Consider the following 26,936-nt stretch of genomic DNA (forward strand, 5'->3'; position numbering starts at 1 on the left):
CTTTACAGCGCCGATAAAGCCGCCCCAACCAAGGCGTGATGCAGCGAGGCCGCAGAAGAACGCGGCCCCAATATTGCCACGGCCTGCCCGGGGTCTAGGCACCAGATAAAACAGCCCAGATGCTCAAGACGCACACGGCGCGCATCGCCAAGCGCCATGCTGGTCAGATCGGCGTTACACAACCGCTCCACCACGGCCTTTAATCCAGGGCCTGACAGATCAAAGCGACACCAGCCGTCTGTCTGTTCGCTGACCGACCCCGCATCGCCCACGGCAGTTTTCAGCGCTGCTGCGAGATCTTCGTGGCTGGCCTGGGGCGCCGAGATCATCCATTGATCCGCCCCCATCCAGAACCCCGAATGGGGGTCTGCCAAATGCCCCTGCCCGGCCGCGGGTAAATCAAAACCCAGATGGGCCTTTGCCAACTCGGCGCATTGGGCCTCTGCGCCCTGCCGCGCCGCAAGGCTGGCGAGGGCAAAATCGGGGCGCTCTGCAATTTCCAAACCGTCAAATTGATCAATCTGGGGCTTGTCCGCGCCAAGGGCGGTGGTGGGTTTCAATTTATGCACGAAGACGCTCCCCTTCCGGATCGATGAAATGCGCCGAGACCACTTCGACCTCGACAGTGCTGCCCTCCAGCGGGTTGGCGGCGCGCAGCACCTCGCCCAGACGATTGGCGCCGTCCTTGAGGAAGCCAATGCCGATAGAACAGCCCAGATTGGGTGAGAAACAGGCCGAAGTGATATAGCCTTGATCGGTACTGGCGCTGATCTCGCCGCTAGCATTCATCAGATGCGCTCCGGCGGTGACAGGCTCGGTAGCCGAGACGGGTTTAAAGCCAACCAGGCGCAGACCGCTTTCATCACTCAATCCTTCGCGTTCGCTCAGAGTATTGCCGATGCAGTCCTTTTTCTTGCTGACCATGCGCCCCAGACCAAGGTTGAGCGCCGTGGTGGTGCCATTGAGCTCATTGCCTGCAGCATGACCTTTTTCAATCCGCATCACGCCCAGGGCTTCGGTGCCGTAAGGCGTGACTTCGAACTCTTCTCCGGCCTCCATCAAGGCGCGTACCAAGGCATCGCCATAGCGGGTTGGCACTGCGATTTCATAGGCCAACTCGCCCGAGAAGGAGATCCGGAACAGCCGCGCCCGCAGCCCGCCACAGACGGTGATTTCACCGCAGGCCATGAAGGGGAAGCCCTCGTTCGAGATGTCTACATCGGCATCAACGACTTTTTCCAACAGCTTGCGCGCATTGGGACCGGCCACGGCATATTGCGCCCAGGCCTCGGTGGTGGAGATCAGCTGCACGTCCAGATCGGGGAACAGGCACTGACGGGCGAACTCCATATTGCGATAGGCCAGCACCGCATTGGCGGTGGTGGTGGTGACGACAAAGTGATCCTCGGCCAGACGCGCGGCGGTGCCATCGTCATAGGCAATGCCATCTTCGCGCAGCATCAAGCCATAGCGCACCTTGCCCACCGGTAATTTGGCAAAGGCATTGGCGTAGACTTTGTTGAGGAAAGTTGCTGCGTCTTTGCCCTGCACGTCGATCTTGCCCAGGGTGGTCACATCGCAGACCCCCACCGATTTACGGGTCTGCAGCACTTCGCGGTCCACAGATTGGCGCCAATGGGTTTCACCCTGGCGCGGGAACCACTGCGCCCGCAGCCAGTCCCCCACTTCGGTAAAAACCGCGCCCTGTTCTTCGGCCCAGTGGTGCGAGGGCGTCTTGCGGGTGGGGTGGAAGTGCTTGCCGGTGGCGCGGCCTGCCATGGTGCCCATGGGCACAGGTGTGTAGGGCGGGCGGAAAATGGTGGTGCCGGTTTCGGGGATGGATTTGCCGGTGAGCTCGGCCATCACTGCAAGACCGAGCATATTGGAGGTCTTACCCTGATCGGTGGCCATGCCAAGCGTGGTATAGCGTTTCAGGTGTTCGACCGAGACAAAGTTCTCCTGATGCGCCAGCTTCACATCCTTGACGGTCACATCGTTCTGCAGATCGACCCAGGCGCGTGATTTGCCACCCTGCACGTGCCAAAACGGCTTTAGTGCAATCGGGGCATCCTCGGCCTGTGGCACATCAATCGCCGAGGCAGAGATGCCAAGATCGTCAAGCGCCGCAATGGCGCCGGTGGCGCCGCCCGCCAGGGCCCGCGCGGTTGAGAGCTGACCATTGGCGGCGCCTGCAACCGTCATGCCACTTGGCAGGTCGGGTCCGGGCACAAAAGCCGCGAGCTCGGCATTCCACTGCGGGCGTCCACGCTGATGGCAGGTGAGATGCAGATTGGGGTTCCAGCCACCAGAAACTGCCAGAGCACCGCATTTAATCTTGCGGGTCTGACCATTGGCGAGGCGCACGGTGACAGATGTGAGTCCCAGACGACCTTCGGTGCCAATCACCTCTGCCCCTGCCAAGAGCTCAGCCCCCACAACCGCAGGCGCATCCGCGCGCACATCGATGACAGCCGGGACTTTGACGCCCCTGGCGATCAGATCGGCGGCGGTGCGATGGCCATCGTCATTATTGGTGAAAATCGCGATCTCCTGCGCCGGCGCGGCAGCCCAACGGTTCACATAGGACCGTACTGCCGAGGCCAACATAACCCCCGGGCGATCGTTGTCGGCAAAGGCAATCGGGCGCTCCATCGCACCCGCGCAGAGCATCGCCTTACGCGAATAGATCCGCCACAGGATCTGACGGGGCTTGTCAGCAATGGCTTGCGGCAGGTGATCCTGCACGCGCTCAACCGCGCCGTAGATACCATGATCAAAAGCGCCAATAACAGTTGTACGGGTCATCAGACGCACGTTATCGAGGCTGGCCAGTTCCGCCAGGGCTTCAGCCGCCCAGTCAGACCCGGATGCATCGCCCAGCGCCAGGGTCTCAGCATTGAGACGCCCGCCCATACGGAAATCCTCATCTGCGAGGATCACGCGCGCGCCGGAACGACCCGCCGTCAATGCAGCAGCCAATCCTGTAGGGCCAGCGCCAATGATCAGCAGATCGCAGTGCAAGAAGCCCTTGTCGTAGAGATCGGGATCTTCCTCAAATGAAATACTGCCAAGGCCGGCGGCCTTGCGGATGATTGGCTCATAGACCTTTTCCCAAAAGGGTTTTGGCCACATGAAGGTCTTGTAATAGAACCCCGCCGTCAGGAAGTTGCTGAAGCGGTCGTTCACCGCCATGGCGTCAAACCGCAGCGACGGCCAGGCGTTCTGGGCACTGGCCTCAAGCCCCTCAAACAGCTCGGCCACTGTGGCGCGGGTGTTGGGCTCCTGCCGGTTGCCTTGACGCAGCTCGACCAGCGCGTTGGGCTCTTCCGACCCAGCCGTCAGCACGCCGCGGGGGCGGTGGTATTTGAAGGAGCGGCCCATCAGGCGCTCGCCATTGGCCAGCAGCGCCGAGGCCAGGGTATCGCCCTCATAGCCCTTGAAACTGCGGCCATCAAAGCGGAAGCTCAGTTCCTTGGCGCGGTTGATCTGGCCGCCTGCCAGTCGGTTGATCTGGTTCATTTGCTGCGCCCTCGCGCTCGGGCCACATCGCGGGCCAGTTCCACCTTGGTGATTTCATGGGTCAGAGTATTGCGGGTCACCACCAGCCAGGAACGATCCCCAGTCTCGTGGAACCACAACTCGCGGTGCTCACCTGCCGGGTTGTCACGCAGGTAAAGATAGTCGTGAAACGCCTCTTGCGCGTTCTCGGCCTGCCAATCAGGACGGTCGATCAGGCTGGCGTCGCCCAGATAGGTGAATTCCTGTGCGTCACGCAGACCCAACAGGGGATGGTCGATCATCATCGCTCAATATCCTTCTTTGCGGGTCAATGCAGGTTGGGTTGGGCGCCCTGGCCCTTTTCATCGATCATGTGACCGCTGCGGAACCGGTCCAGACGATAGGCGCGGGCCACCTCATGCGGGGTGTCCGTCGCCATCAGATGCGCAAAACACAGGCCCGAAGCGGGCGTTGCCTTGAAACCGCCGTAGCACCAGCCGCCGTTGAAATAGAGGCCGTCGATGGGCGTTCGGTCGATAAAGGGAGAGCCATCCATCGACATATCCATGATGCCGCCCCAGCTGCGCAGCAGGCGCACCCGGCCCAGCGCCGGGATCAGCGAGATGCCGCTTTCCAGAACATCCTCGACCACCGGCAGATTGCCGCGCTGAGCGTAGGTATTGTACATGTCGATATCGCCGCCAAAGACCAATCCGCCCTTGTCCGACTGGCTGCAATAGAAATGGCCAGCACCATAGGTAATGACGCCCGGGATCACCGGCTTCAGCCCTTCCGAGACAAAGGCCTGCAACACGTGGCTTTCCAATGGCAGGCGCAGTCCCGCCTTTTGCATCACCCGGCTGGAGGAGCCGGCAACGGCAACGCCAACCTTACCCGCGCCAATAAAGCCGCGGGTGGTTTCCACCCCTAGGCATTTGCCACTCTCGATCTTGAAGCCGGTGACTTCGCAATTCTGGATGATGTCGACACCGCGCCGGTCAGCGCCACGCGCATAGCCCCAGGCCACCGCATCGTGGCGCACGGTGCCACCACGACGGTGCAGCAGGCCACCTTTGATCGGGAAACGCGCATTTTCAAAATTGAGGAAAGGGTACAACTCCCGCACCCCATCGGTATCGAGCAGCTCGGCATCATCCCCAGCGAGGATCATCGCATTGCCCCGGCGCCGCGCCGCATCGCGTTGTGCATCCGTGTGTACCAGGTTCAGAATGCCCCGCTGCGAGACCATGGCATTGTAGTTCAGATCCTGTTCCAGATCCTCCCACATGCGCAGGCTGAGATTGTAGAAAGACTGATTGCCATCCAGCAGATAATTGGAACGCACAATGGTGGTGTTGCGCCCCACATTGCCGCCACCGATCCAGCCTTTTTCCAGCACCGCCACCCGGGCTGTCTGATAGCGCGAGGCCAGGTAATAGGCCGTTGCCAGACCATGACCACCACCGCCAACGATGACAATATCGTAATGCCCCTTGGGTTCTGGATCGCGCCAGGCTGGCTTCCAGCCCTTGTGCCCGCTCAGGGCTTCCTTGATGATTCTCAGTCCGGAATAGGCCATAGCACCCTCATTAATAGCGCCCATAGAAAAGCAGCTCAGCAAAGCAGGAACTGCGCCGCTTTTGGACAAAAACACCACCAAAACCGACAGGCTGCCGAGACAGGCCACCAAACCCCAAAGCACAACAGAGTTGGGTAAACGCACAAATTTCCCAAACAGCACCCGCAGCGCATATTTTTTAAACAAATATCCCAAGAGCTTGTGAGAAACAGGAAAGTATTCTTGCCATGGCCGGTGGATATTTTTACCCTTTGGTCAGGATCCGCAAAGGATCGGCATTTCCACAGGGGGACTTTCAATGACCAAATCCGTTTTGGGCGCACCGACGCGCCGTCAATTCCTTGGAACCAGCGCCGCTGCTGCTCTGACAGTGGGCCTGGGCCTGTCCCCAGCACGGCTATTGGCTGCCGAGCCGATCAAAGTGGCCGGCATCTATACGGTTCCGGTCGAGCAGCAATGGGTCAGCCGTATCCATGTCGCCGCTCTGGCCGCGCAGGACCGGGGCGATATCAGCTACACCTATTCTGAGAACACCTCGAACTCGGACTATTCCCGCGTCATGCGCGAATATGCCGAAAGCGGCTATAAGATGATCATCGGTGAAATCTTTGGCGTCGAGGCCGAGGCCCGCGAAGTCATGGCAGACTATCCCGATGTTGCCTTCCTGATGGGCTCCTCCTTCAAGGAAGACGCCGCCGTGCCGAACCTGTCGGTCTTTGACAACTACATCCAGGACGCCGCCTATCTGTCCGGCATCATTGCCGGTGCCATGTCCAAATCCGGCAACATCGGCATGGTTGGTGGTTTCCCCATTCCCGAGGTCAACCGCTTAATGCATGCCTTCATGGCCGGCGCTAAAGAGATGAATCCGGACATGAAGTTCCAGGTCTCCTTTATCGGCTCCTGGTTTGACCCGCCCAAGGCCAAGGAAACCGCCTTTGCCATGGCCGAAAACGGCGCCGATATTCTCTATGCCGAACGCTTTGGCGTCTCGGATGCGGCCAAGGAAAAGGGTCTACTGGCCATTGGCAATGTGATCGATACCCAATCTGACTACCCCGACACGGTTGTGGCCTCGGCGATTTGGCATTTTGAACCAACGCTGGATGCCGCCATTGCTGCGGTGCAGGCTGGCAGCTTCACCGCCAAGGACTACGGCACCTATTCCTTCATGAAGGAGGGTGGCTGCTCGCTGGCGCCCTATGGCACCTTTGAGGGCAAGATCCCGCAGGCGGCGCTTGATCTGGTGGCCCAGCGCACTGCAGCGATCAAGGATGGCTCCTATACGGTTGCCATCAACGACGAAGAGCCCAAATCCTCTTGATCCGGGTCTGATCGCATGAGCACAAAAACAGAGGCGCAGGTTGTCCTGCGCCTTCAGGGCATCACCAAACGCTTTGGCCCGGTGACGGCCAATGAGGACGTGAGCTTTGACCTGCATCGCGGTGAAGTCATCGCTTTGTTGGGTGAAAATGGCGCCGGTAAGACCACACTGATGAATATCCTCTTCGGCCAATATACCACCGATGCCGGCGCGGTTGAACTGTTTGGCCAGCCCCTGCCGCCCGGTGCGCCCCGCGCCGCATTGGATGCTGGCGTTGGCATGGTGCATCAGCATTTCACCCTGGCCGACAATCTGACGGTCTGGGAGAATATCGTTTTGGGTGTTGATCACCTCTCAGGACTATCGCTAAAGCCCAGAGAGGTGAAATCCCGCATTCGCGCCCTGTCGGAGCGGTTTCATCTCAAGGTCGATCCAGGCGCCAAGGTTGGCCGCTTGACGGTGGGCGAGCGCCAGCGGGTCGAGATCCTCAAGGCGCTGTACCGCGACGCCAGAATTCTGATCCTGGATGAACCAACAGCGGTGCTGACACCGCAAGAGGCCGAGGCGCTGTTTGCCACACTCGAGGAGGCCATCGCCACCGGGCTGTCGGTAATTTTCATCAGCCATAAACTGCATGAGGTCATGGCAATTTCGCACCGGGTTCTGGTGCTGCGCCATGGCAAATTGGTGGCCGAACGCGCCACAGGCAGCACCAATCGCGAAGAACTGGCAGCGCTGATGGTTGGCGCCGAAGTCACCGCCCCCAGTATTGAGAGCGCAGCCCCCGGCGCTCCATTGCTGTCGTTGCGCGATGTCAGCACCCCCGATCAGGGCGCGGCACCGGGGTTAAAATCCCTGAATCTCGCCTTAGCAGCCGGCCAGATCACCGGGCTTGCCGGGGTCTCTGGCAATGGGCAAGCGGCCCTATCCGATCTGCTCTCCGGGCTGATCAGCCCTGCGAGCGGCGAGTTGGTTCTGGCCGGGCAGAAGGTCAACAACTGGTCCGCCCGCAGCGCCATTGCACAGGGCATCGCCCGCATTCCCGAAGACCGGCACAAGACCGGCACCATCGCTGATTTTGACCTCACCGAGAACGCCATACTGGAAACCTATGCCACCCGCTTCAGTCGCGGTGGCTGGATGGACTGGGCCCGAGCGCGCGCCTTTACCAAGGATCTGATCCAGACCTATGATGTGCGCTGCCCTGGTCCTGATATCCGCATTCGCCTGCTCTCGGGCGGCAATATGCAGAAACTCATTCTGGGGCGCGTGCTGGAAGAGGCACCTCAGATCATTCTGGCCAATCAGCCCGTTCGGGGCCTGGATATTGGCGCGGTGAACTACGTACATGGGGAACTGGCCAAGGCCCGCGATCGCGGTGCTGCCGTTTTGCTCATCTCTGAGGACCTGGACGAAATCATGCAATTGTCAGACGTGATCCACGTGATCTCGGAAGGCCGTCTCAGCCCGGGCTTTGCCCGTGGCAGCATGCGTCCCGAAGAGCTGGGCGGCTGGATGGCCGGCCATGGATTTGACGCGGAGGCCCCTGATGCGGCTTGAACCTATTGCAGCCCCCAGTGCTGCCCGGCGCCTTGTGCCCCCTGCCATGGCCATTACTGCGACCTTTCTGGTGGCTGCCGTCTTGGCAATGATTGCGGGCGGCAATCCCTTTGCGGTCTTTGGCCTGATCCTGAAAGGCGCCTTTGGCTCCAAATTTTCCCTGTTGGAAACGCTCAACAGCGCCACGCCGCTGATCTTTACCGGGCTCGCCATCGCCGTCGCCTTTCGCGCCAAACTTTGGAACATCGGCGCCGAGGCGCAGCTCTATGCTGGCGCAGTGCTCACCGTGATCCTGGGCACCGGAGCCCTGGGGCTGCCCAGCTATCTGATGCTGCCGCTCTGTGCCCTTGCTGCCATGTTGGCCGGGGCGATCCTGCTACTGGCACCAGCTTTGCTGAAAACCCGGCTGGGTGTGGATGAGGTGGTTACAACCCTGCTGTTCAACTTCATCTTTTTGCTGTTTGTCTCCTATCTGCTGGAAGGACCGCTGAAGGATCCCATGGGGATGGGCTGGCCAAAATCGGCACGGCTGACGCCCGAGGCCCGCCTGCCCCGCATTGTCGAAGGGCTGCGCCTGCACTGGGGTTTTGCTCTGGCACTGCTCGCCGCCGTTGTGGTCTGGGTCATCAACACCCGCACCACCCTGGGCTATGAGATGCGCGCTGTCGGCCAGAATGCCGAGGCCGCAGGCTTTGCCGGTATCCCCGTCACCCGCGTCATCCTAAAAACCGCTCTGCTCTCTGGTGGCTTGGCCGGGCTTGCAGGCTTCTCTGAGGTCTCAGGCCTGAAGGGCGCGCTGACGCTCGATCTGTCGCCCGGCTTTGGCTACACCGGCATCGTGGTGGCCATGCTGGCGCTGTTGCACCCGCTTGGTGTGGTGCTGGCCGCGCTGTTTGTCGCCGCGATCTTTGTCGGCGCCGACAGTATGAGCCGCGCCGTAGGCGTGCCCAGCTATATCGCCGATATCATGCTGGCCTCGGCGCTCTTGTTCATGGTGCTGGCCATCCTGCTGACCAAATTCCGTGTGCGGAGAGACTGATATGGATCTGTTCGATATTCTCCTTTCTGCCAGTTTCTGGGCCGCCGCCATCCGCATTGCCTCGCCGCTGATCTTTGCCACCATTGGCGAGCTGATCTGCGAACGCGCCGGGGTGCTGAACCTCGGGATTGAGGGCATCATGGTGGCGGGCGCCTTTGCCGGCTGGATTGCGGTTTGGGGCGGCCTGCCATTGTGGGGCGGTGTCGCCGTGGCGATGATCACCGGCATGATGCTGGGGCTGGTGCATTCCACCCTCAGCGTGCCCTTTGGGCTTTCGCAGCATGTGGTGGGCATTGGCCTGACGCTGCTAGCCACCTCGCTCACCTTCTACACCTACCGCGTGGTCCTGCCCGAGGTCTCCTCGCCCCCAAAGATCACCGCCTTTCAACCCTATGAGATCCCACTGCTGTCGGACCTACCGATTGTTGGCCCGGCGCTGTTTTCACAAACGCCGCTGACCTATGCCGGGTTCATCCTGGCCGGGCTGACGGCTGTTGTTCTCTACCGGACACCACTGGGCCTTGCCGTGCGCGCCGCGGGCGAGAACCCCTCTGCGGTGGCGGCACAGGGCCTGTCGGTCACGGCCATTCGCATGGGGGCGGTCATTGTTGGATCCGGCTTTATGGCCGTGGGCGGCGCTTTCCTGACGCTCTCAGCCTTTGACAGTTTCTTTTTTGACATGGTCAACGGGCGCGGCTGGATCTGCATTGCGCTGGTGGTCTTTGGCGCCTGGAAACCGGGCAAAGCGGTGCTGGGCGCCGTTCTGTTTGCCGCCTTTGACGCCTTGCAAATCCGGCTGCAACAGACCGGCATTGGTGCCGTGGTGCCCTATCAGGTCTTTTTGATGCTGCCCTATTTCCTGTCCATTCTGGCCTTGGTGGTAATGTCCCGCCGCGCCGAAATCCCAGCGGCGCTGATGGTGCCCTTCAACAAAGGCGAGAGATGATGTTTGACCTGCTTATCAAAGGCGGCACCCTGCCCGATGGCTCCCAACAGGATATCGCCATTTCCGGCAATCGCATCACCGCTATCGCCCCGCAGATTGAGGGAGAGGCCGGCGAGGTGATTGACGCCAGTGGCGATCTGGTATCGCCCCCTTTTGTCGATCCGCATTTCCATCTGGATGCAACGCTCTCTTATGGTCTGCCACGGGTCAATGCCTCCGGCACCCTGCTCGAGGGCATTTCCCTTTGGGGCGAGCTGCGCGACCAGGCATCGGTTGATGAGATGGTGGAGCGCGCCCTCACCTATTGTGACTGGGCAGCGAGCCTCGGGCTGTTGACCATTCGCAGCCATGTAGACACCACGCCGGATCACCTCAACACTGTCACCGCCATGCTGGAGGTGCGCGAAAAGGTCAAAGATTACATCGACCTGCAATTGGTCGCCTTCCCACAGGATGGATTGTACCGCAGCCCCACCGGGCGCGAAAACCTGCTGCGCGCGCTGGATATGGGCGTCGAAGTGGTCGGCGGTATTCCCCATTTTGAGCGCACCATGGCGGATGGGACGGCCTCGGTCCGCGATCTCTGCGAGATTGCCGCCGCGCGGGGTCTGATGGTGGATATGCATTGTGATGAGAGCGACGATCCGCATTCCCGCCATATCGAGACCCTGGCCTATGAAGCCCAGCGTCTGGGGCTTCGGGGACGGGTTGCGGGCTCACATCTGACCTCGATGCATTCCATGGACAATTATTATGTCTCCAAACTGCTGCCATTGATCGCCGAGGCCGGGGTCTCTGCCATCCCCAATCCGCTGATCAACATCATGCTGCAGGGGCGCCACGACACCTTCCCCAAACGGCGCGGATTGACGCGGGTCAAGGAGATGCAGGCGCTAGGTATTCCGGTGGGCTGGGGGCAGGACTGCGTGCGCGATCCCTGGTATTCGCTTGGCACCGGCGACATGCTGGATGTCGCCTTTATGGGGCTGCATGTGGCGCAGATGAGCCATCCAGATGAGATGGCGCGTTGTTTCACCATGGTGACCGAGACCAATGCACAGATCATCGGGGCCGAGGATTATGGCCTGAAGGTCGGCGCCCTGGCTTCGCTGGTGGTGCTGGATGCGGCAAACCCGACAGAGGCCGTCCGCCTGCGCCCGGCCCGTCTGGCTGTTGTCTCTAAGGGGCGAGTTATCTCTCGTATGCCCCGTGGAGATGCGGATCTATCTTTGCCCAACCGCCCCGCAACCTCGCGCCGCAGACATGTCGTTTAGGAATTACCTGTAGGTCTGGTTAGAGCCCAAATTACCGGATGCTGCGAAGGGCGCGAAGATCTACTTTTTAGACATTATGACTTTGAGACTCATAACTGTGCTGTGTAGTCTAAGGATATGTTTGGGAAAAAGAAGAACGACAAATTTGATGTAGTTACGGAGACTCTCAGCAGAGCAATGGTTGTTACAGAAACCACTGGTTGGAAGCGAACAGCTGAAGTTGTTGTTGGTGGTTTGGTAGCTCTAGGTTTCTACGAAAGTAAGGATAGTCCTCAACTTGATAAATTGGTGGCAATTGGTTCCCAGGGGCAAACGGTTGTTGACTGCCTTTCAGGACAAATCACCTACCGAAATCGTGAGCGGGACGGATACGATCCAGAAACACTTTCTGCTTGGGATTTGAGTGGTGGAACAAATGAACTCGTCAGAATGAGTGGTATAGATGGCGGCGGGCTCAAGCCCTATACAAAAGATGGATGGTCTGTTGAGGCGCTGCCAGTCGCATGGCCGATTTACTATTACATTCTACAGCATCCGGGAAGTTCAATTTTTACTGATCATACGCTTGGAAGAGAACCCAAGTTCGACTTGCTCGACGCTGACTATAAACAAATGGCTTGGGGTTTCTCAAACTCGGGGAATTCTTTGCTGCTTTCAAGTTCAAGTGACATAATAATATGGACGAGAACCGCCCCCCTTTGACTGCAAACGACAACAGACCACGGCGCGACTGCAGCCAAGATCCGCTTCGTCCGCTCAGCTGACATTTAATGATCTTAGCAATCAAGTGTTGCACAAATTGCCAAAGTACCGCTTTGACAGCGCCCGAACCGCCCCCACGGGGCAGGCGCGGCAGTGTAGTGATACGGCTCATAGGCTGCAGGTATCTGTGGCCCGGCGCAAGCCACGCACCTTTTGCCCTCGCTCAAACCCCTAAGTAGAGATCAGTTAGATCCGGTGTAAGATCCTGCATGCCGCCAGACCAGACGGTCTCTCCCTTGTTCAGGATAACCGCCTTATCCGCGACCTGTGCCAGCTCCTTCAGGGTCTTGTCGACCACCAGAATGGCCATGCCCGTCTGCGACTTGAGCTGGCCAATCGCTGCCCAGATTTCCTGCCGCACCACAGGGGCTAGGCCCTCGGTCGCCTCATCCAGGATCAGCAACCGCGGGTTGGTCATCAGGGCGCGGCCAATCGCCAGCATCTGCTGCTCACCGCCCGAAAGCGACGCGGCCATTTGGTGACGCCGCTCTGCCAGACGGGGAAACAGCGCGGCCACTTTGTCAAAACCCCACTCCCCCGCACGGGCAGCGGCGGTCAGGTTTTCCTCGACGGTCAGCGGCGCAAAGCAGCGCCGCCCTTCGGGCACCAGGCCGATACCCAGCTGTGCAATCCGGTGCGATTTCATCTGCCGCAGATCAGCCCCGGCAAATTCCAGCCCCCCATCAGAGGCCGCAAGCATGCCGCAGATCACCTTGATGGTAGTGCTTTTGCCCATGCCATTGCGCCCCATCAGCGCCAGCACCTCGCCCTCATCAAGGGAGAGGTCAACGCCAAACAACGCCTGCGAGGGACCATAGGAGGCCTTGAGCCCCTGAACAGTCAATAGGCTCATACCAAATCCTCCTCGCCCAGATAGGCGCGGCGCACCTCGGAGTTGTTGCGGATCTCATCCGCAGTGCCAGTGGCGATGACTGCGCCATAGACCAGCACCGAAATACGATCCGCCAGGGCAAAAACCGCATCCATGTCATGCTCCACCAACAGGATCGGCGCCTCATGGCGCAGGGTGTCCAGAAACCCCGTCAGATCTTTTGACCCACTGGCGCCAAGCCCCGCCATGGGCTCATCCATCAGGAATAAACGTGGTTTCAGAGTCAGGGCCACAGCCACTTCCAGCTGCCGACGTTGCCCGTGAGACAGGTCAGCAGTGCGCTGTTGAGCTGCTGCCTGCAGCCCCACCCGTTCCAAGGCTTCCTGCGCGGTGGCAAGCAGCGCCTTGTCCTTCATCACATTGCGAAACAACCCAAAGGCCCGCCCCCGCGCGCCCAGCGCCCCCAGCACCACGTTTTGCAGGACCGAGAACTCCATCGCCAAGGAGGAGATCTGAAAGGTGCGCCCCAGACCCAGATGCGCCCGCGCCACAGTGTCCAGCGCTGTCACATCCTGGCCCAGCGCCTCGATCCGGCCTGCATCCGGGCGCAGGCTGCCCGAAATCTGTTTGATCAGCGTGGATTTCCCGGCCCCATTGGGCCCAATCAGCGCGTGGATTTCCCCGGGGCGCAGATCCAGCGAGATATCGTTGCTGGCCTTCAGAGCGCCAAAGCTTTTGGACAGGTTTTCAACCTTCAGAACCACATCAGTCATGTGCCACCTCCCGGCCCAGCAGGGCGCCGATCAAGCCACCCCGGGCAAAGAGCACCATGCCAAGTAGCAGCAACCCAAGGAAGATCTGCCAGTACTCGCTGATCCCTCCCAAGAGATGCTCGAGCAGGATATAGACCGCCGCGCCCACGACAGGCCCATAAAGCCGCCCCACGCCGCCGAGAATGACAAAGATCATGATCTCACCGCTGGTATGCCAGCTCAGCATGGTCGGGCTGACAAAACGGTTGAGATCGGCAAACAACGCGCCCGCCAGACCGGTAATGGCGCCGGAAATAACAAAGGCCATGAGCCGCAGCTTGAACGGTGCCAGACCTACGGTTTCCACCCGTTCCTCAGACTGGCGTGCTGCAGACAGAGCAAGGCCAAACGCCGATTGAGCGAGGCGTGCGGCGAACCACAGGGAGAGGCCGAGGATCACAAAGGTGACGGCAAAAAACTGGATCGGGTCCAGGGTGTTCACCCCCGGCATCTCATTACGCACCCAGATCGACAGCCCGTCTTCGCCGCCATAGGCGGACCAGCTGATGGCAAAGTAATAGAGCATCTGCCCAAAGGCCAGGGTGATCATGATGAAGTAAACGCCCGAGGTGCGCAGGGAAAGCGCCCCGATCACCAGCGCAGCACCGGCGCTGGCCAACACCGCCACCAGCCAGATCAATGGCATCTGGTTGCTGCCTTCAAACAGAAAGGGCCAGGCAAACAGCGGCTCATAGTTCTGCGCATGCGAGGCCAGAATACCCATGGCATAGCCGCCAATGCCAAAAAAGGCCGCATGCCCCAGGCTGACCAACCCGCCAAGACCCAAGGCGATGTTCAGCCCCACGCCTGCCAGTGCCAGGATTGCCACTTTGGTCGCCAAAGTGATGATAAAGGGTTCGTCCATTTGCCAGGCTAATATCGGCACAGCCAGCAGCGCCAACAAAATTGCGGCGTTAAATAGTCTTTCGCGTCCCATCTTAGGCGCTCCCCCCAAACAGGCCGGATGGGCGGACCAGCAGGACTGCCGCCATCAGAATATAAATCAGCATTGAGGCCAGTGAGGCCCCCAGTGAAGCCGCATTTGCGGGCTCCATCATCAGCGCAAAGAGCCGTGGCAGGAACACCCCGCCCAATGTGTCCGTCAACCCCACCAACAGCGCGCCCACAAGCGCGCCCTTGATCGAGCCGATGCCACCAATGACGATGACCACAAAGGCCAGGATCAGCACCGGCTCCCCCATGCCGACCTGCACCGACTGGATCGCACCGACCAGTGCCCCAGCCAGACCAGCCAGCGCAGCGCCGAGTGCAAAGACCAACGTGTAGAGCTTGGAGATATCCACGCCCAGCGCCGCGATCATCTCACGGTCGGCTTCACCAGCGCGGATCTGCACGCCGATGCGGGTGCGGGCAATCAGCCAGAACAGCCCGGCCCCGACCACCAGCCCGATGACGATGATCGCCAAACGGTAGAGCGGGTACTGAATACCGCCCGGCAGTGTCACCGGCCCGGACAGATAGCTCGGCACGTCCAGAAACAGCGGAAAAGATCCAAAGAGCCAGCGGGTGCCCTCGGAAAAGATCAGGATCAGTGCAAAGGTCGCCAGCACCTGATCCAGATGGTCGCGATCATACAATCGGCGAATGACGGTGACCTCGACCAGCGCACCAGCCGCAGCGGCAGCCGCCAGGCTGGCCATCAGCGCCAGCACAAAAGATCCGGTCCAGCCCGCAACAGCGGCCGCCGCAAAGGCGCCAACCATATAGAGCGCACCATGTGCGAGGTTGATCAACCCCATGACGCCAAAGACCAGGGTCAGACCAGCAGCCATCAGGAAGAGCATGACCCCGAACTGTAAACCGTTCAGGACCTGCTCAAGAATGAGAATAAGAGACATGGGAGTTCTTTCCTTGGCATGGGGCCACGATCATGCGCGGCCCCAGCTTTCAAGGTCGCTTACATATTGCACTCAGACGCATAGGCGTCCGCGTGATTGCTCAGACCGGTGGCGATGATCTTGTTGGTGAAAACATCACCTTCCTGGATCACTTCGCGCACATAGATGTTCTGCACCGGATGATGGTTGTCGCCAAACTTGAAGTCACCGCGTACCGAGTCAAACTCAGCAGCCTTGAGCGCGGCGCGGAAGGCGTCCTGATCCGAGACCTCGGCCTTATCCAGCGCGCTGAGGATCAGATTGGCCGTGTCAAAGCCCTGACTGGCATAGAGCGACGGCAGACGGCCATATTTCTCTTGGAAGTCAGCCACAAAGGCGGCATTGGCCGCATTGTCGATATCCTTGTTCCACTGCGAGGTGTTCTTGATGCCCAGAGCTGCGGCGCCCACGGCCTGCAGGATGCCCTGATCAAAGCTGAAGGCCGGGCCTACAACTGGCAGGTCGACACCGCTGTCGGCATATTGCTTGAGGAAGGAAATCCCCATGCCACCGGGCAGGAAGAAATAGACCGAGTCAGCGCCGGAGGCGCGGATCTGCGCGATCTCGGCGGCATAATCGGTCTGACCCAGCTTGGTGTAGATTTCACCGGCCAGCTCGCCGCCATACATGCGTTTGTAGCCCGTCAGCGCATCCTTGCCCGCCGGGTAGTTCGGCGCCAGGATAAAGCTGTTCTTCAGATCCGCGTCATTGGCATAGGCGCCGGCGGCCTCGTGGAGGTTGTCATTCTGCCAGGCGACGTTGAAGTAGTTCTTGTGGCAACGCTTGCCGGCCAGAACCGAAGGGCCGGCATTGGGCGAAAGGTAAAACACATCCTGCGCCGTGGCCGCTGGCACCACCGCCATGGCAAGGTTCGACCAGATGATGCCGGTCAGGATGTCGACCTTTTCCGACTGGATCATGCGGTCAGCAATCTGCACGGCGCTTTCGGGTTTGCGCTGATCGTCCTCGATCACCACTTCAATATCGTCGCGGCCTGCGGCCTCAATGGCCAGCATAAAGCCATCGCGCACATCAACGCCCAGCCCAGCGCCACCGCCGGACAGGGTGGTGATCATACCAATTTTGGTCTCCGCCTGCGCGGCAAGGGCCAGCGTCGACACAGCTGTCGCCATCGCGAGTGATTTCAAAATCTTCATTGTTCGCATACTCCCTAAGTACTTCAATGTGCCTGCCCCGCGTTGGTCGCAGGTGCCATGACGTTACTATCCCCAGATCAGGCAGGGGGCGCCAGTTTTTCTTGCCCAGATTTGGCCCTCTTAAACGGGACCTGCGTGAAATCAGGCAACCCCAAATGCTGTTGGGGTGGATCTTGTTCAAAATTGTAAGCGCCAAATGCATTTTATTTCAAGATTAAAATATTCAACCCTAAAACAATAACCCCCCTCCTCACTTTGGCCGGAGCGAAAAACAGCGCAGTCTCCTGAGATTGCAGACTATGGCCCCGCCCTTACCAATGCGCAGGCAAGAATGTTCAGTTAAGGGAGGGGCACCCCCTCCTACTGGGATTTTTTCTTGTTCTCTAAGAGGGGCTTGGGGCTGAATTTGGTTTGCGGCGCGCCGAGTTTGCGCGCAACAACCAGGGCAACAGGCGCAGACACAACAAGGCAAAGGAGAGGGTCCAAAGCCCCCCAGACAGATGCACCCCGTCGAACTCGACCAGCGGCAGGGCATTGCCCGCAATCCGGGCCAAAGCCGCCAGTAGCAGCAAGACAAAACCAATGCTGAGCACCCATCCGGCGACCAGTGGGCGTGCCGTATGGCCAAGCGAAGCCCGCATCATCACTGCTACGGTCATGCCCCCAACCGCACCGATTCCCAACAGATGGACCGCAGCAACCTGCTCCATCAGCCCAAAGGCAGCGAAGCCCGACACCATCAACCCGATGGGAACAAAGAAATAGGCCAGATGCAGCATGACCAGCAGGGGAGAGGCCAGAACCGCATGTCCCCGCCAGCGGGTCAGTCGCGCCACATGCAAGACGCCTGCCAGCAGCAACAAAAGACCCGACACAGAGGCTTCGGGAGCCAGAACCCATCCAATCATTGCCATAGCCCCAACCGCGAGACACAGCCCGTCAAAGCGGGCAAAGGCCACCGGCATGGGCGCCTCCTTGCCGCGCTCTTTGGCCAGCCAGTTGCGGGTAAAGCTGGGAATGATCCGCCCCCCGATCAACATGATCAGAAAGACCAGCAGCGCGATCCCCAGTCGGCGCCCATAATCTGAACTGCCGACCAGCAGGACTTCGAGGTGATACAGAACATTGCCCGCAGCCAAGAGCAGAACCGGCACCAGGACCTTGAGATTACGCCAGTTTTTCCCGGCGATGACCTCGCGGGCAATCATGGCGGCAACCAAAAGCAAAAAGATCCCATCTACGGCGAGAACCACAAGAGGCGCGGCTGCCAAAGCCCCCCAAAGCGCAAGGCGCCCGAGAATCCAGACAAAAAACAACAGCGCCAGGGGCCAGCCCTTGATTGGCATCCGCCCGGTCCAATTTGGCACAGCCGTAAACAAGAACCCGGCCAGAACCGCGCTGCCATAGCCAAAGATCATTTCATGGATATGCCAGTCAACAATGGGGAAATGACCCTGGAACTCCAGACTCCCCTCCCAGATCAGCAGCCAGACCGGCACCACAATCAGCGCAAAGATACTGGCCCCGCCGAAGAAAGGGCGAAACCCGTAAGAGAACAGTGCGGGACCTGTGCAAGCGGGGCGGGAGGTCATTGGCGGCTCCTTGCGGCAGGGAACAGCCCTGCTGATCCCGTGATGTTTCCTTCCAACCCCGAAGCAATCCACCGATTTACGCGGTTTGGCCCCTGGCCGGGTATTTTCTAAAGCCAAGCTATGATCTATCAACAGGGAGAGAACTTTGACACACCACAAACTCAACACCGATTGCCCGACCCTATACAGCTGCCACCCAGGAGATCCCTTGGCCCAACTCGATGAAAGCCTGCTGAGCGACCTGCCTCCGTTTTCGCGCCTCTCCACGGGGCAAATTCGCGAGATCCTCGATCAGGCCAGCCCAAAGCGCTACGATGCCGAGACCGAGATCTTTCGGGAAGGATATGAGGCGGATCGCTTTTATCTGCTGCTGGATGGGCATCTGCGGGTGGTGCGCACAACAGAAGATGGCGAGCAGATCATCGCTCTGCATATTCCCCCCGGCCAGCTGTTTGGCATCGCCCCGGCGCTACAGCGCGACACCTACCCGGCAACAGCCTTTACCGCCTCAGAGAGCCTGGCGCTCTCCTGGCCGGTGCGGCTATGGGAGCCTTTTGTTCAGGCCTACCCCGGCTTTGCAACCGAGACCTACAAGACCCTGGGGCTGAGGCTCGACGAGATGCAGACCCGAATTACCGAGCTGGCAACCCAGGCGGTGGAACGGCGGGTGGCCGCGGCCCTGCTGCGGCTGGTGCGCCAGTCCGGCAGTGAGGTTGACGGCGGTGTCGAGGTGGCCTTTCCCATCACCCGCAAACATATCTCTGAGATGACCGGCACCACGCTACATACCGTCAGCCGGTTGCTGTCGGCCTGGGAAAAGGTCGGCACGGTCAAATCAGCGCGCAAACGCATTGTGGTCACCAATGCCCATCACCTGTCGACACTAAGCGGCACAGAGTGCTGATCCGACAGCCAAAGGGAATTTGAAACCAATGAGTGACTGGCTGGATTTTGCCCTTGCCCTGACTGCTTTCCTCAGCAGTCACATCATCCCCCGCATTGGCGGTTTACGCGACAGGCTGATCGCCAATCTGGGGCGGGCGATCTATTTCTCGATTTATGGCGCGCTCTCGCTCATCCTGTTTGCCTGGGTGATCAACGCCGCCTGGGGCGCGCCGCGGATCGAAGTCTGGCCGCATTTCCCCTGGATGCGCTGGATCCCCAATCTGACCATGCCGCTGGCCTTTGTGCTGATCTTTTGTGGCATGGGCCTGCACAGCCCCAACACATTGGGCTCCAAACGGGAGGCGGAGTTTGATCCCGCCAACCCCGGCTTTGCCGCCATCAGCCGCCACCCCCTGTTGCTGGCCTTGCTGATCTGGGCTGGCGCGCATCTGCTGGTCAACGGCGAGCTTGCCCATGTCATTCTCTTTGGCACATTCGCCAGCTTCCCGCTTATCGCCATGTGGGGTTTTGACAAAAAATCAGCGCGTCTCATGGGAGACAAAGCTGAGGTGTTTTTTGCGCAGACCTCCTGGCTGTCGCTCAAGCCATTGGCACAGCGTCACTGGTGGCAGCAAAATGCCCGCGCTCTGGCGCCCCGCTGTCTGCTTGGCTTGCTGTGCTGGCTCTCACTGCTGCCTCTGCACGAAGCGGTGATTGGTGTCTGGCCTTTTCCCTAGCGGCTTTTGAGCTGAAGACGTTTGAGGCTCATGGAGATATGCGCCCGCTGAATATGTGCCACAGCATCAATATCGCCGGCACGCAGGGCCAGTTGGATGGCTTCCAATTCGTGCTGAAAGATGCGGAACTCTTCTTCCAGATCCAGCTGCGCCTCTTCGGCGGCTCTAAGCCAGAGCCGTTTGGTCTGGAAGTAATAGCGCTCAAGCGTCTGGCGCAGGGGCAGGTTAGCGGTCAGTTGCAGCAACACCTGAAACACGTCGATATCAAACTGGGTAAAGGCCCGCGCGGTCCCAGTGGCTACGATATCTGCACCGCGCAGCACCAGCCGATCAAACTCGGCCATGAACTCGGCACTGGGCTGCACCGGATCCAGCCGCGCAGTCAGCGCAATCAGCTCCACCCGCAGACGGTAGACCTGTTCCAGCTCCGCAAGGTCGGCATCGGTCACAACCGTGCCAACCCCGTGGAAGGACTGCACCAGCCCTTCATCTTCCAGCCGGGCCAGAACCCGCCGGATCGGTGTGCGGCTGGTGCCAAACTCCTCGGCTAGGGCGACCTCCGAGAGGCGCATGCCCGGCAGGTAGTCCAGCAGGCAGATCCGTTGGCGGAGTTCGTGGTGCATCAGGGCATGTCGGTCCCGTACCGACAGCCCTGCGTCTTCCAAAGCCTCTTGCGGTGAAGGGGTGTCAGTCACCTAAAGATATCTCCCAAGTCGCTGCAGAACAGTCAGGCATTGGTCCAGTTGATCCAAGGCGAGATATTCATCCGCCTTATGCGCCTGGGCAATCGAGCCCGGACCACAGACCACCACATCCATGCCAAGTGCCTGGAAAATACCCGCCTCAGTGCCAAAGGCAACCAGATCAGCGCCATTGGCACCGGTCAGTTCAGCCATGATCTGGCGGGCCTCATTCTGATCCATCGGCTCCAGCCCAGCCACTTCGCCAATGGTTTCCAGCGTGATCTCCGCCTGCGGATAGGTCTGGCGCATCTGAGGCAGCAGCTCCTCATCGCATAATTGGCGCAGCGCGGTTTTGACAAAATCGGCATCACTGGCCGTGACCGGACGCATTTCCCAATCGACCTGCGCCTTTGAGGCAATCACATTATGGGCAACGCCCCCCTGCAAGGCACCGACATTCACGGTGGTCCAGGGGGGATCAAAACGGCTACCAGCAGGGGCCATGGCGCGCAGGCGCTGTTTCAGCTGCAACAGCTCCGCCACATAGCGCACCGCATATTCCACCGCATTGACACCCAGATCCGGTGCCGATCCATGACCCTCAAGCCCATGAAAATGCGTGCTGTATTCATAACAGCCCTTGTGACCCTCGATCACCCGCATCTCTGTGGGCTCGCCAATGATGGCCACCCCCGGCGTTAGCCCCCGCGCCTTCAGATCTACCGCCAGATGCTGCGCCCCGAAACAGCCGATCTCTTCGTCATAGGTAAAGGCAAAATGCATCGGCCGGGCGTTGACCTGTGTCGCATAGGTCGGCGCCATGGCCAGGCAGGCGGCAATGAAACCCTTCATATCGCAGGTGCCACGGCCATAGAGCCGCCCGTCTCGCTCTTCCATCACAAAGGGATCTGAGCTCCACTCCTGATCGGTCACCGGCACCACATCACTGTGACCCGACAACAGAATGCCGCCATCCATCTCTGGCCCCAGCGTGGCAAAGAGATTGGCCTTCGTCCCACAGGGAGAAGAGGCGAGATCAACCTTGGCGCCGCACTCCTCAAGCAGCCCGGCCGCATAGGCAATCAGCGCCTGATTGCTCTCACTGGACACAGTGGGAAAGGCAATCAGATCGCTTAGGATCTCACAGGTGCGCGCCCGTACATCCATCACCCTAGCCTTTGATGAAGAGCTTGCGCTCCACATCACACAGGGTTTCTGCCGCACCGTTTTCAGTGATCAGGATGGTCTCAGTGGTTTCTAATCCCCAGGTATCCATCCAGAGCGCTGGCATAAAATGGAACACCATGCCCGGTTCCAACACAGTGGTGTCCTCGCTACGGATCGAAGCGCTGCGCTCGCCCCAGTCTGGCGGATAACTGAGCCCGATGGGGTAGCCACAACGCCCCTCGCGGTGGATGCCATGGTTTTTCAACACATCAATAAAGGCATTGGCGATATCGCAGGTGCGATTGCCCGCCCGCGCCGCCTGCAGACCTGCCTCGATGCCCTCCAACTGCGCGGCCTCAGCCCGCAGCACCTCCTCTGGGGGGGAGCCCAGATAAACCGTCCGGCACAGCGGCGCGTGGTAGCGGCGATAACAGCCTGAAAGCTCAAAGAAGGTCGCCTCGCCTTCGCGCATCGGTGCTCCATCCCAGGTGAGATGCGCCGCTGTTGCATCCAATCCCGAGGGGGTCAGCGGCACAATCGCCGGGTAATCCCCCCAGTCATCGCCAACGCCGGTGATCCCGGCATGATAAATATCAGCCACCAGGTCGTTCTTGCGCACCCCCGGCGCGGCGCGCTCGATGGCTGTGGCCATGACCTTTTCCGAGATTCGCGCGGCCTTGCGGATAAAACCGATCTCATCTTCGGATTTCACCAACCGCTGCCAATTGACCAGCGCAGTGGCATCCGAGATCTGCGCCTGAGGTAGCTCTGCGGTCAGCACGGCATGGGCCTTGGCCGAGTAATAGTAATTCTCCATCTCGACGCCAATGCGCCCCCCCTCATACCCCAGTGCGCGGATATGGCCTGCCAGATCCTGCATCGGGTGGCGCTCGGTTGATTGCACGTAGTGGTCACCGTAGCCATGGATATTGTCAGCAGACATCCAGCAAGTGCGCCCTGCCCCGATACTGTCCATGTAACGCCCCCACCAGATCGGCTCGCCTTCCAACCCCAAAAGCACCCCCTGATGCACATAGAAGGACCAGCCATCATAGCCGGTCAACCAGGCCTGATTTGACGGATCCGTCACAAAGAGCAGCTCAATCCCGGCCTGCTGCATGGCGACACGGGTCTTGGCGATACGGCGGTCGTATTCAGCGCGGCTGAACGGGGCATTTCCTGGGGCCACTGCGTTGTCCTTCCTGAGGTATAAGGAGTTGTGATGTGTACAACATCAAAAACATCATGGATGTTTTTGAAGATTACTGCCAAGTTTCACCGCAAAGGCAAGTGATTCATTTGCCGTTGTACACAAATATGCAAATTCTACGCGACAGAAACGGGAAGACATGATGCTGAAGAACGATCAACTGGACAGCTGGGACCGCGACAACTTCTTTCACCCCTCCACCCATCTGGCACAGCATGCCCGCGGGGAAAGCCCCTCGCGCGTGATCAAAACCGCTTCTGGCGTCCATATTGAGGATCGCGACGGCAATCGGCTGCTGGATGCCTTTGCCGGGTTGTACTGTGTCAATGTCGGCTATGGCCGCCCCGAAATTGCCGAAGCCATTGCCGCCCAGGCCAAGGAGCTGGCCTATTATCATTCCTATGTCGGCCACGGCACCGAGGCCTCGATCACCCTGTCCAAAATGATCCTGGATCGCGCGCCTGCCAATATGTCCAAGGTCTATTTTGGCCTTGGCGGCTCGGACGCCAATGAAACCAATGTCAAACTGATCTGGTACTACAACAATATCCTGGGCCGCCCGGAGAAGAAAAAGATCATCTCTCGTTGGCGTGGCTATCACGGCTCAGGGTTGGTCACCGGCTCGCTCACCGGGCTGGAGCTGTTTCACAAGAAGTTCGATCTGCCCTTGGCTCAGGTCCTGCACACCGAAGCCCCCTACTACTTCCGCCGCGACGACCTGGACCAGAGTGAAGAACAGTTTGTCGCCCATTGCGTGGCCGAGCTGGAAGCCATGATCGAACGCGAAGGCGCGGACACCATTGCTGCCTTTATTGGCGAGCCGGTGCTCGGGACCGGCGGCATTGTTCCGCCCCCCGCAGGCTATTGGCCAGCCATTCAGGCGGTCCTGAAGAAACACGACATTCTGCTGGTTGCAGATGAGGTCGTCACCGGCTTTGGCCGCCTGGGCAGCATGTTCGGCTCTGATCACTACGGGCTGGAGGCTGATATCATCACCATCGCCAAAGGGCTGACCTCGGCCTATGCCCCGCTCTCTGGCTCGATTATTTCGGACAAGGTCTGGAAGGTGCTGGAACAGGGCACCGACGAAAACGGCCCCATCGGCCATGGCTGGACCTATTCCGCCCATCCCATCGGCGCGGCGGCCGGGGTGGCCAATCTCAACCTGATCGATGAGCTGAACCTGATTGAGAATGCAGGCAGCACCGGCGCCTACCTGCAGAAAACCATGCGCGAAGCCCTCGGCGATCACCCCAACGTTGGCGATATCCGCGGCGAAGGCATGCTCTGCGCGGTGGAGTTTGTGCAGGATCGGGACAACCGTCACTTCTTTGATCCCACTGACAAAATCGGCCCGCAGATCTCTGCTTCACTGCTGGCGCAGGACAGTGTCATTGCCCGCGCCATGCCCCAGGGCGACATCCTCGGCTTTGCCCCCCCCTTCTGCCTCACCCGTGCCGAGGCCGACAGCGTGGTGGCGGCAACCAAACGCGCTGTTGAAGCCGTTCTTCCTGGCTAACCCGACTGCCTTGGATACCTAGCTGAATTTAATCAAAATACACCGGCCCGTTTAGTTGCGGGCCGCTTCAGGCCAAATCTGAAATCAAGCCATCAACCAGGCAGAATTGGCTCTGACCGAACATCGACCGAAAAAATATGACAGCGCTCATTTTTGGGCCTTGTCACCCCCGATCACCGGACATATACGGGTCAACGGAGACGTGGCCGAGTGGTCGAAGGCGCTCCCCTGCTAAGGGAGTAGGCCCGGAAGGGTCTCGAGGGTTCGAATCCCTTCGTCTCCGCCACAATTTTCCTTTAAGTCATTGATCTTAAAGGAAAATTGTGGCGGAACATTTCCAAAAATGGTACATCCCGCAACAAATCCCGTAACATTTCCCGTAACAATCTTGAACGCTTGCCCCTCCAAATCGGTTCTGTCTATCCTGAGTTGACGTCATTTTGGAGACTCACTTAATGGATGAAACACAGAGAAAGTTGGCCAAACTGTTCATGCCTCACGCAATGGGCAAAATGGAGGCAATTCAAGCAAACAAGACAAGGTTCTCCCACTACACCAGCGCTTATGCGGCAACCCAGATAATCAAGCATGAAGAAGTTTGGCTACGTAACGCACAGGCTATGAATGACTTCAGCGAAGTTCGCCATGGAGAAATCTGCCTAGCCCAAAGTTGGAATGACCCGAATGTAGGCGGACGACTGCGCAACCTTCTTAACAGTCTTGATGACGATTTAAGCAAGCGTTTCCAAGAAGTATTTGACTCTCATTCAAACCATCGAAAATTTCAGAGCTTTCTGCTCTCGGTAAGTGAACATGACGATTTGAGTTCAGGTGAAAATTACCATGGACGCCTTTCGATGTGGCGAGCGTATGGTGGAGACACAAATGTCGCGCTTGTTTTTAACAACACTCCATTCATGTCAGAAGATGGGGGGCTTCAAGCAGTCTCTAGCCCAGTCCTCTACACAGACCCAAATGGCTTCAAAGAACCCTTTGTTGAACTCATTCAAGGGCTTGAAAATGAAATGCCCCTATTGGAGTCCCTAGGTGCAGAGGAAGTATTCAAATACTTGTACTGGGCGTTCCATATGGCATCTCTGTCCGTAAAACACCCAGGCTTCTCAGAAGAAAAGGAATGGAGGGTGGTCTACTCCCCGTCCCTTTACGGTCGATCTCCCCTGATGAAAGAGGAGGTTGAAAATATAGCTGGTGTTCCCCAAAAGATAATAAAGCTCCCCCTAAAACCAAATGTCCAATCTGGCTTTGAAGGCTTCGCCATCTCAGAAGTGCTTGAAGAGATAATCATCGGCCCTACTGAAACGCCCGGACTTATTAAGGAGGCATTAGCTCTGCTACTGGAAGAACGCGGAGTGCCAAATGCCTCGGACAGAATACGTATATCCGACATTCCACTGCGACGCTGACTCGCCACATCCCGTAACAATTCCCGTAACATTTTGGTGCAAAATTCACCATAAGTCATTGAAAACAAAAACATCCTCTGCGAAGCTAAAATCCCTTCGTCTCCGCCAGAATTCATAAAACTCGATGTGTCTCACATCGGCTTTTTTCATGTTTATTCATTGCAAAACAAGAACTTAAAACAAACTCCAGCCTGATGGCATGATTCCCACCCCTCAATCCCGCAACATTTCCCCGCAACATTTGACACCAAACAGTCCGGGAATGTTAACATGGATGGGCAAACAGATGGATGAACGCTTGGTGGCTGCCTTCTGTGCGGAATACACCACGCGGATGAATGCCCTGCGCAGCCAACACAACGCCTCACGCAATGACTTCATCAAGGAACAGCGCAAGCTGGAACGCGAGAAACAAAAGATCGTACAGTCCATCTGCGATGGTGTGCCTGCCGAGATGATCAAGGACCGCGCTGTCATCGTGAACAATCGTCTCAATGAGCTAGAACAGCTTCTGTCCACGCAGAAAGAAGAGAAGGTCATCTTCCACCCCAATATGGCGGACCGCTACCACAAGGAAGTGCGCGGGCTGATGGAGACCATGAACAACCCCGAGACACGTGCCGAAGCGTCACAGCATCTGCGCGCGTTGATCGACAAAGTGATTCTGACCCCCAACGAGACGGGTGAAGAATTGACGGTTGATCTGATTGGCGACCTGACAGGCATTCTGTCGGTTGTAACGACGTCGGAAAGCATCCGCATTGCAGCGGAGCTTTCTAAACTTCAACAAGTGCATCAGGAGCTTAGCGGTAGAACGCGCAAAGCCACCCCGAAGGGGCTTTGGTGTCGTGTTCTACTTTACAAGTATATTGGTTGCGGGAGTAGGATTTGAACCTACGACCTTCAGGTTATGAGCCTGACGAGCTACCGGGCTGCTCCATCCCGCGACACTTTATTTGGGCTACCGCGCGGAGCGCTATTTGAGCCCGTTTGTCCTCTTGCCCGTTGGGCTACTTGAGGACAATTGCAGTATTGCCG

The 26,936-nt window shown here is 58.8% G+C and carries 24 protein-coding genes and 2 tRNA genes; 12 read left to right on the plus strand and 14 right to left on the minus strand.

Annotated elements, in window-relative coordinates; genetic code table 11:
- Positions 1-2: 2 nt before the first annotated feature.
- From ED661_RS07715 to ED661_RS07730, 4 genes are read right to left on the minus strand one after another with little or no spacing between them, the layout of a single operon-like run.
- Positions 3-569 carry a sarcosine oxidase subunit gamma gene (locus ED661_RS07715; protein WP_122073301.1) on the minus strand — a complete coding sequence of 189 codons (567 nt, stop codon included), beginning with the start codon at positions 567-569 and terminating at the stop codon, positions 3-5.
- Complete coding sequence (locus ED661_RS07720) at positions 562-3,519, minus strand: sarcosine oxidase subunit alpha family protein (RefSeq protein WP_122073302.1); 2,958 nt, start codon at positions 3,517-3,519, stop codon at positions 562-564. Before ED661_RS07720 ends, ED661_RS07715 begins: the two co-directional genes overlap by 8 nt.
- Positions 3,516-3,803 carry a sarcosine oxidase subunit delta gene (locus ED661_RS07725; protein ID WP_122073303.1) on the minus strand — a complete coding sequence of 96 codons (288 nt, stop codon included), beginning with the start codon at positions 3,801-3,803 and terminating at the stop codon, positions 3,516-3,518. Before ED661_RS07725 ends, ED661_RS07720 begins: the two co-directional genes overlap by 4 nt.
- A gap of 23 nt (positions 3,804-3,826) precedes the next feature.
- Complete coding sequence (locus ED661_RS07730) at positions 3,827-5,077, minus strand: sarcosine oxidase subunit beta family protein (RefSeq protein WP_122073380.1); 1,251 nt, start codon at positions 5,075-5,077, stop codon at positions 3,827-3,829.
- A 298-nt stretch (positions 5,078-5,375) separates the two neighbouring features.
- Between ED661_RS07730 and ED661_RS07735 the strand changes: the two genes are divergently transcribed.
- The 6 genes from ED661_RS07735 (at position 5,376) to ED661_RS07760 (ending at position 11,922) form a co-directional block, all read left to right on the plus strand.
- Positions 5,376-6,401 (plus strand): BMP family protein, encoded by a 1,026-nt coding sequence (locus tag ED661_RS07735; protein WP_122073304.1) that lies wholly within the window; start codon positions 5,376-5,378, stop codon positions 6,399-6,401.
- A 15-nt stretch (positions 6,402-6,416) separates the two neighbouring features.
- On the plus strand, positions 6,417-7,961 hold the full coding sequence (locus tag ED661_RS07740) for an ABC transporter ATP-binding protein (RefSeq protein ID WP_122073305.1): 1,545 nt from the start codon (positions 6,417-6,419) through the stop codon (positions 7,959-7,961).
- Entirely contained in the window at positions 7,951-9,000 is a 1,050-nt protein-coding gene (locus ED661_RS07745) for an ABC transporter permease (protein ID WP_122073306.1), read from the plus strand. Before ED661_RS07740 ends, ED661_RS07745 begins: the two co-directional genes overlap by 11 nt.
- A 1-nt stretch (position 9,001) precedes the next feature.
- Positions 9,002-9,946: an ABC transporter permease gene (locus tag ED661_RS07750; RefSeq protein WP_122073307.1), complete on the plus strand. Its 945-nt coding sequence runs from the start codon at positions 9,002-9,004 to the stop codon at positions 9,944-9,946.
- Positions 9,946-11,220 carry an amidohydrolase family protein gene (locus tag ED661_RS07755; RefSeq protein WP_122073308.1) on the plus strand — a complete coding sequence of 425 codons (1,275 nt, stop codon included), beginning with the start codon at positions 9,946-9,948 and terminating at the stop codon, positions 11,218-11,220. The genes ED661_RS07750 and ED661_RS07755 overlap by 1 nt, the downstream gene beginning before the upstream one ends.
- 117 nt (positions 11,221-11,337) lie before the next feature.
- Entirely contained in the window at positions 11,338-11,922 is a 585-nt protein-coding gene (locus ED661_RS07760; protein WP_122073309.1) for a hypothetical protein, read from the plus strand.
- Between the two features lie 223 nt (positions 11,923-12,145).
- Here the strand turns inward: ED661_RS07760 and ED661_RS07765 are convergent, their stop codons facing one another.
- The 6 genes from ED661_RS07765 to ED661_RS07790 form a co-directional block, all read right to left on the minus strand.
- Positions 12,146-12,835, minus strand: coding sequence for an ABC transporter ATP-binding protein (locus ED661_RS07765; RefSeq protein ID WP_122073310.1), 690 nt, complete (start codon positions 12,833-12,835; stop codon positions 12,146-12,148).
- Entirely contained in the window at positions 12,832-13,587 is a 756-nt protein-coding gene (locus ED661_RS07770; RefSeq protein WP_122073311.1) for an ABC transporter ATP-binding protein, read from the minus strand. The genes ED661_RS07765 and ED661_RS07770 overlap by 4 nt, the downstream gene beginning before the upstream one ends.
- Positions 13,580-14,563, minus strand: a complete 984-nt coding sequence (locus tag ED661_RS07775; RefSeq protein ID WP_122073312.1) for a branched-chain amino acid ABC transporter permease — start codon at positions 14,561-14,563, stop codon at positions 13,580-13,582. Before ED661_RS07775 ends, ED661_RS07770 begins: the two co-directional genes overlap by 8 nt.
- 1 nt (position 14,564) lies before the next feature.
- Positions 14,565-15,485 carry a branched-chain amino acid ABC transporter permease gene (locus ED661_RS07780; protein ID WP_122073313.1) on the minus strand — a complete coding sequence of 307 codons (921 nt, stop codon included), beginning with the start codon at positions 15,483-15,485 and terminating at the stop codon, positions 14,565-14,567.
- Between the two features lie 59 nt (positions 15,486-15,544).
- Positions 15,545-16,681, minus strand: coding sequence for an ABC transporter substrate-binding protein (locus tag ED661_RS07785; RefSeq protein ID WP_122073314.1), 1,137 nt, complete (start codon positions 16,679-16,681; stop codon positions 15,545-15,547).
- Between the two features lie 383 nt (positions 16,682-17,064).
- Positions 17,065-18,273, minus strand: a complete 1,209-nt coding sequence (locus ED661_RS07790) for an NnrS family protein (RefSeq protein ID WP_122073315.1) — start codon at positions 18,271-18,273, stop codon at positions 17,065-17,067.
- A 208-nt stretch (positions 18,274-18,481) separates the two neighbouring features.
- Here ED661_RS07790 and ED661_RS07795 point away from each other — a divergent pair, with 208 nt between their 5' ends.
- On the plus strand, positions 18,482-19,177 hold the full coding sequence (locus ED661_RS07795) for a Crp/Fnr family transcriptional regulator (protein ID WP_122073316.1): 696 nt from the start codon (positions 18,482-18,484) through the stop codon (positions 19,175-19,177).
- A 28-nt stretch (positions 19,178-19,205) separates the two neighbouring features.
- Positions 19,206-19,895 carry an NnrU family protein gene (locus ED661_RS07800; protein ID WP_122073317.1) on the plus strand — a complete coding sequence of 230 codons (690 nt, stop codon included), beginning with the start codon at positions 19,206-19,208 and terminating at the stop codon, positions 19,893-19,895.
- Here ED661_RS07800 and ED661_RS07805 read toward each other — a convergent pair.
- The 3 genes from ED661_RS07805 to ED661_RS07815 are packed head-to-tail and all read right to left on the minus strand — an operon-like array spanning position 19,892 to position 22,934.
- Positions 19,892-20,590: a GntR family transcriptional regulator gene (locus ED661_RS07805; protein WP_122073318.1), complete on the minus strand. Its 699-nt coding sequence runs from the start codon at positions 20,588-20,590 to the stop codon at positions 19,892-19,894. The genes ED661_RS07800 and ED661_RS07805 overlap by 4 nt on opposite strands.
- Positions 20,591-21,745: an acetylornithine deacetylase gene (gene argE / locus ED661_RS07810; protein WP_122073319.1), complete on the minus strand. Its 1,155-nt coding sequence runs from the start codon at positions 21,743-21,745 to the stop codon at positions 20,591-20,593. It lies immediately after the preceding gene.
- Positions 21,746-21,749: 4 nt separating this feature from the next.
- Positions 21,750-22,934, minus strand: a complete 1,185-nt coding sequence (locus tag ED661_RS07815) for a M24 family metallopeptidase (RefSeq protein WP_122073320.1) — start codon at positions 22,932-22,934, stop codon at positions 21,750-21,752.
- A 163-nt stretch (positions 22,935-23,097) separates the two neighbouring features.
- Here ED661_RS07815 and ED661_RS07820 point away from each other — a divergent pair, with 163 nt between their 5' ends.
- The 4 genes from ED661_RS07820 to ED661_RS07835 all read left to right on the plus strand — a co-directional run bounded on the left by ED661_RS07820 (position 23,098) and on the right by ED661_RS07835 (position 26,790).
- On the plus strand, positions 23,098-24,474 hold the full coding sequence (locus ED661_RS07820; RefSeq protein WP_122073381.1) for an aspartate aminotransferase family protein: 1,377 nt from the start codon (positions 23,098-23,100) through the stop codon (positions 24,472-24,474).
- 196 nt (positions 24,475-24,670) lie between these two features.
- Positions 24,671-24,760, plus strand: a tRNA-Ser gene (locus tag ED661_RS07825).
- Between the two features lie 169 nt (positions 24,761-24,929).
- A complete protein-coding gene (locus ED661_RS07830; protein ID WP_122073321.1) occupies positions 24,930-25,898 on the plus strand; it encodes a DUF2971 domain-containing protein in 969 nt (322 codons plus the stop codon).
- Between the two features lie 274 nt (positions 25,899-26,172).
- Positions 26,173-26,790 carry a hypothetical protein gene (locus ED661_RS07835; RefSeq protein ID WP_122073322.1) on the plus strand — a complete coding sequence of 206 codons (618 nt, stop codon included), beginning with the start codon at positions 26,173-26,175 and terminating at the stop codon, positions 26,788-26,790.
- Here the strand turns inward: ED661_RS07835 and ED661_RS07840 are convergent.
- Positions 26,769-26,845 (minus strand) — tRNA-Met (locus ED661_RS07840). The two genes, ED661_RS07835 and ED661_RS07840, sit on opposite strands and share 22 nt — an antisense overlap.
- Positions 26,846-26,936 lie beyond the last annotated feature (91 nt).

The sequence above is a fragment of the Pseudophaeobacter sp. EL27 genome (genome assembly GCF_900313025.1).
Taxonomy (GTDB): Bacteria; Pseudomonadota; Alphaproteobacteria; order Rhodobacterales; family Rhodobacteraceae; genus Pseudophaeobacter.

Coding starts and splice junctions, on each gene's coding strand:
- ED661_RS07770 (WP_122073311.1), bottom strand. CDS start 13,587: ATGACTGATGTGGTTCTGAAGGTTGAAAACCTGTCCAAAAGCTTTGGC.
- ED661_RS07835 (WP_122073322.1), top strand. CDS start 26,173: ATGGGCAAACAGATGGATGAACGCTTGGTGGCTGCCTTCTGTGCGGAA.
- ED661_RS07775 (WP_122073312.1), bottom strand. CDS start 14,563: ATGGGACGCGAAAGACTATTTAACGCCGCAATTTTGTTGGCGCTGCTG.
- ED661_RS07760 (WP_122073309.1), top strand. CDS start 11,338: ATGTTTGGGAAAAAGAAGAACGACAAATTTGATGTAGTTACGGAGACT.
- argE (WP_122073319.1), bottom strand. CDS start 21,745: ATGGATGTACGGGCGCGCACCTGTGAGATCCTAAGCGATCTGATTGCC.
- ED661_RS07740 (WP_122073305.1), top strand. CDS start 6,417: ATGAGCACAAAAACAGAGGCGCAGGTTGTCCTGCGCCTTCAGGGCATC.
- ED661_RS07750 (WP_122073307.1), top strand. CDS start 9,002: ATGGATCTGTTCGATATTCTCCTTTCTGCCAGTTTCTGGGCCGCCGCC.
- ED661_RS07730 (WP_122073380.1), bottom strand. CDS start 5,077: ATGGCCTATTCCGGACTGAGAATCATCAAGGAAGCCCTGAGCGGGCAC.
- ED661_RS07720 (WP_122073302.1), bottom strand. CDS start 3,519: ATGAACCAGATCAACCGACTGGCAGGCGGCCAGATCAACCGCGCCAAG.
- ED661_RS07820 (WP_122073381.1), top strand. CDS start 23,098: ATGCTGAAGAACGATCAACTGGACAGCTGGGACCGCGACAACTTCTTT.
- ED661_RS07755 (WP_122073308.1), top strand. CDS start 9,946: ATGTTTGACCTGCTTATCAAAGGCGGCACCCTGCCCGATGGCTCCCAA.
- ED661_RS07790 (WP_122073315.1), bottom strand. CDS start 18,273: ATGACCTCCCGCCCCGCTTGCACAGGTCCCGCACTGTTCTCTTACGGG.
- ED661_RS07780 (WP_122073313.1), bottom strand. CDS start 15,485: ATGTCTCTTATTCTCATTCTTGAGCAGGTCCTGAACGGTTTACAGTTC.
- ED661_RS07800 (WP_122073317.1), top strand. CDS start 19,206: ATGAGTGACTGGCTGGATTTTGCCCTTGCCCTGACTGCTTTCCTCAGC.
- ED661_RS07830 (WP_122073321.1), top strand. CDS start 24,930: ATGGATGAAACACAGAGAAAGTTGGCCAAACTGTTCATGCCTCACGCA.
- ED661_RS07725 (WP_122073303.1), bottom strand. CDS start 3,803: ATGATGATCGACCATCCCCTGTTGGGTCTGCGTGACGCACAGGAATTC.
- ED661_RS07785 (WP_122073314.1), bottom strand. CDS start 16,681: ATGAAGATTTTGAAATCACTCGCGATGGCGACAGCTGTGTCGACGCTG.
- ED661_RS07745 (WP_122073306.1), top strand. CDS start 7,951: ATGCGGCTTGAACCTATTGCAGCCCCCAGTGCTGCCCGGCGCCTTGTG.
- ED661_RS07765 (WP_122073310.1), bottom strand. CDS start 12,835: ATGAGCCTATTGACTGTTCAGGGGCTCAAGGCCTCCTATGGTCCCTCG.
- ED661_RS07735 (WP_122073304.1), top strand. CDS start 5,376: ATGACCAAATCCGTTTTGGGCGCACCGACGCGCCGTCAATTCCTTGGA.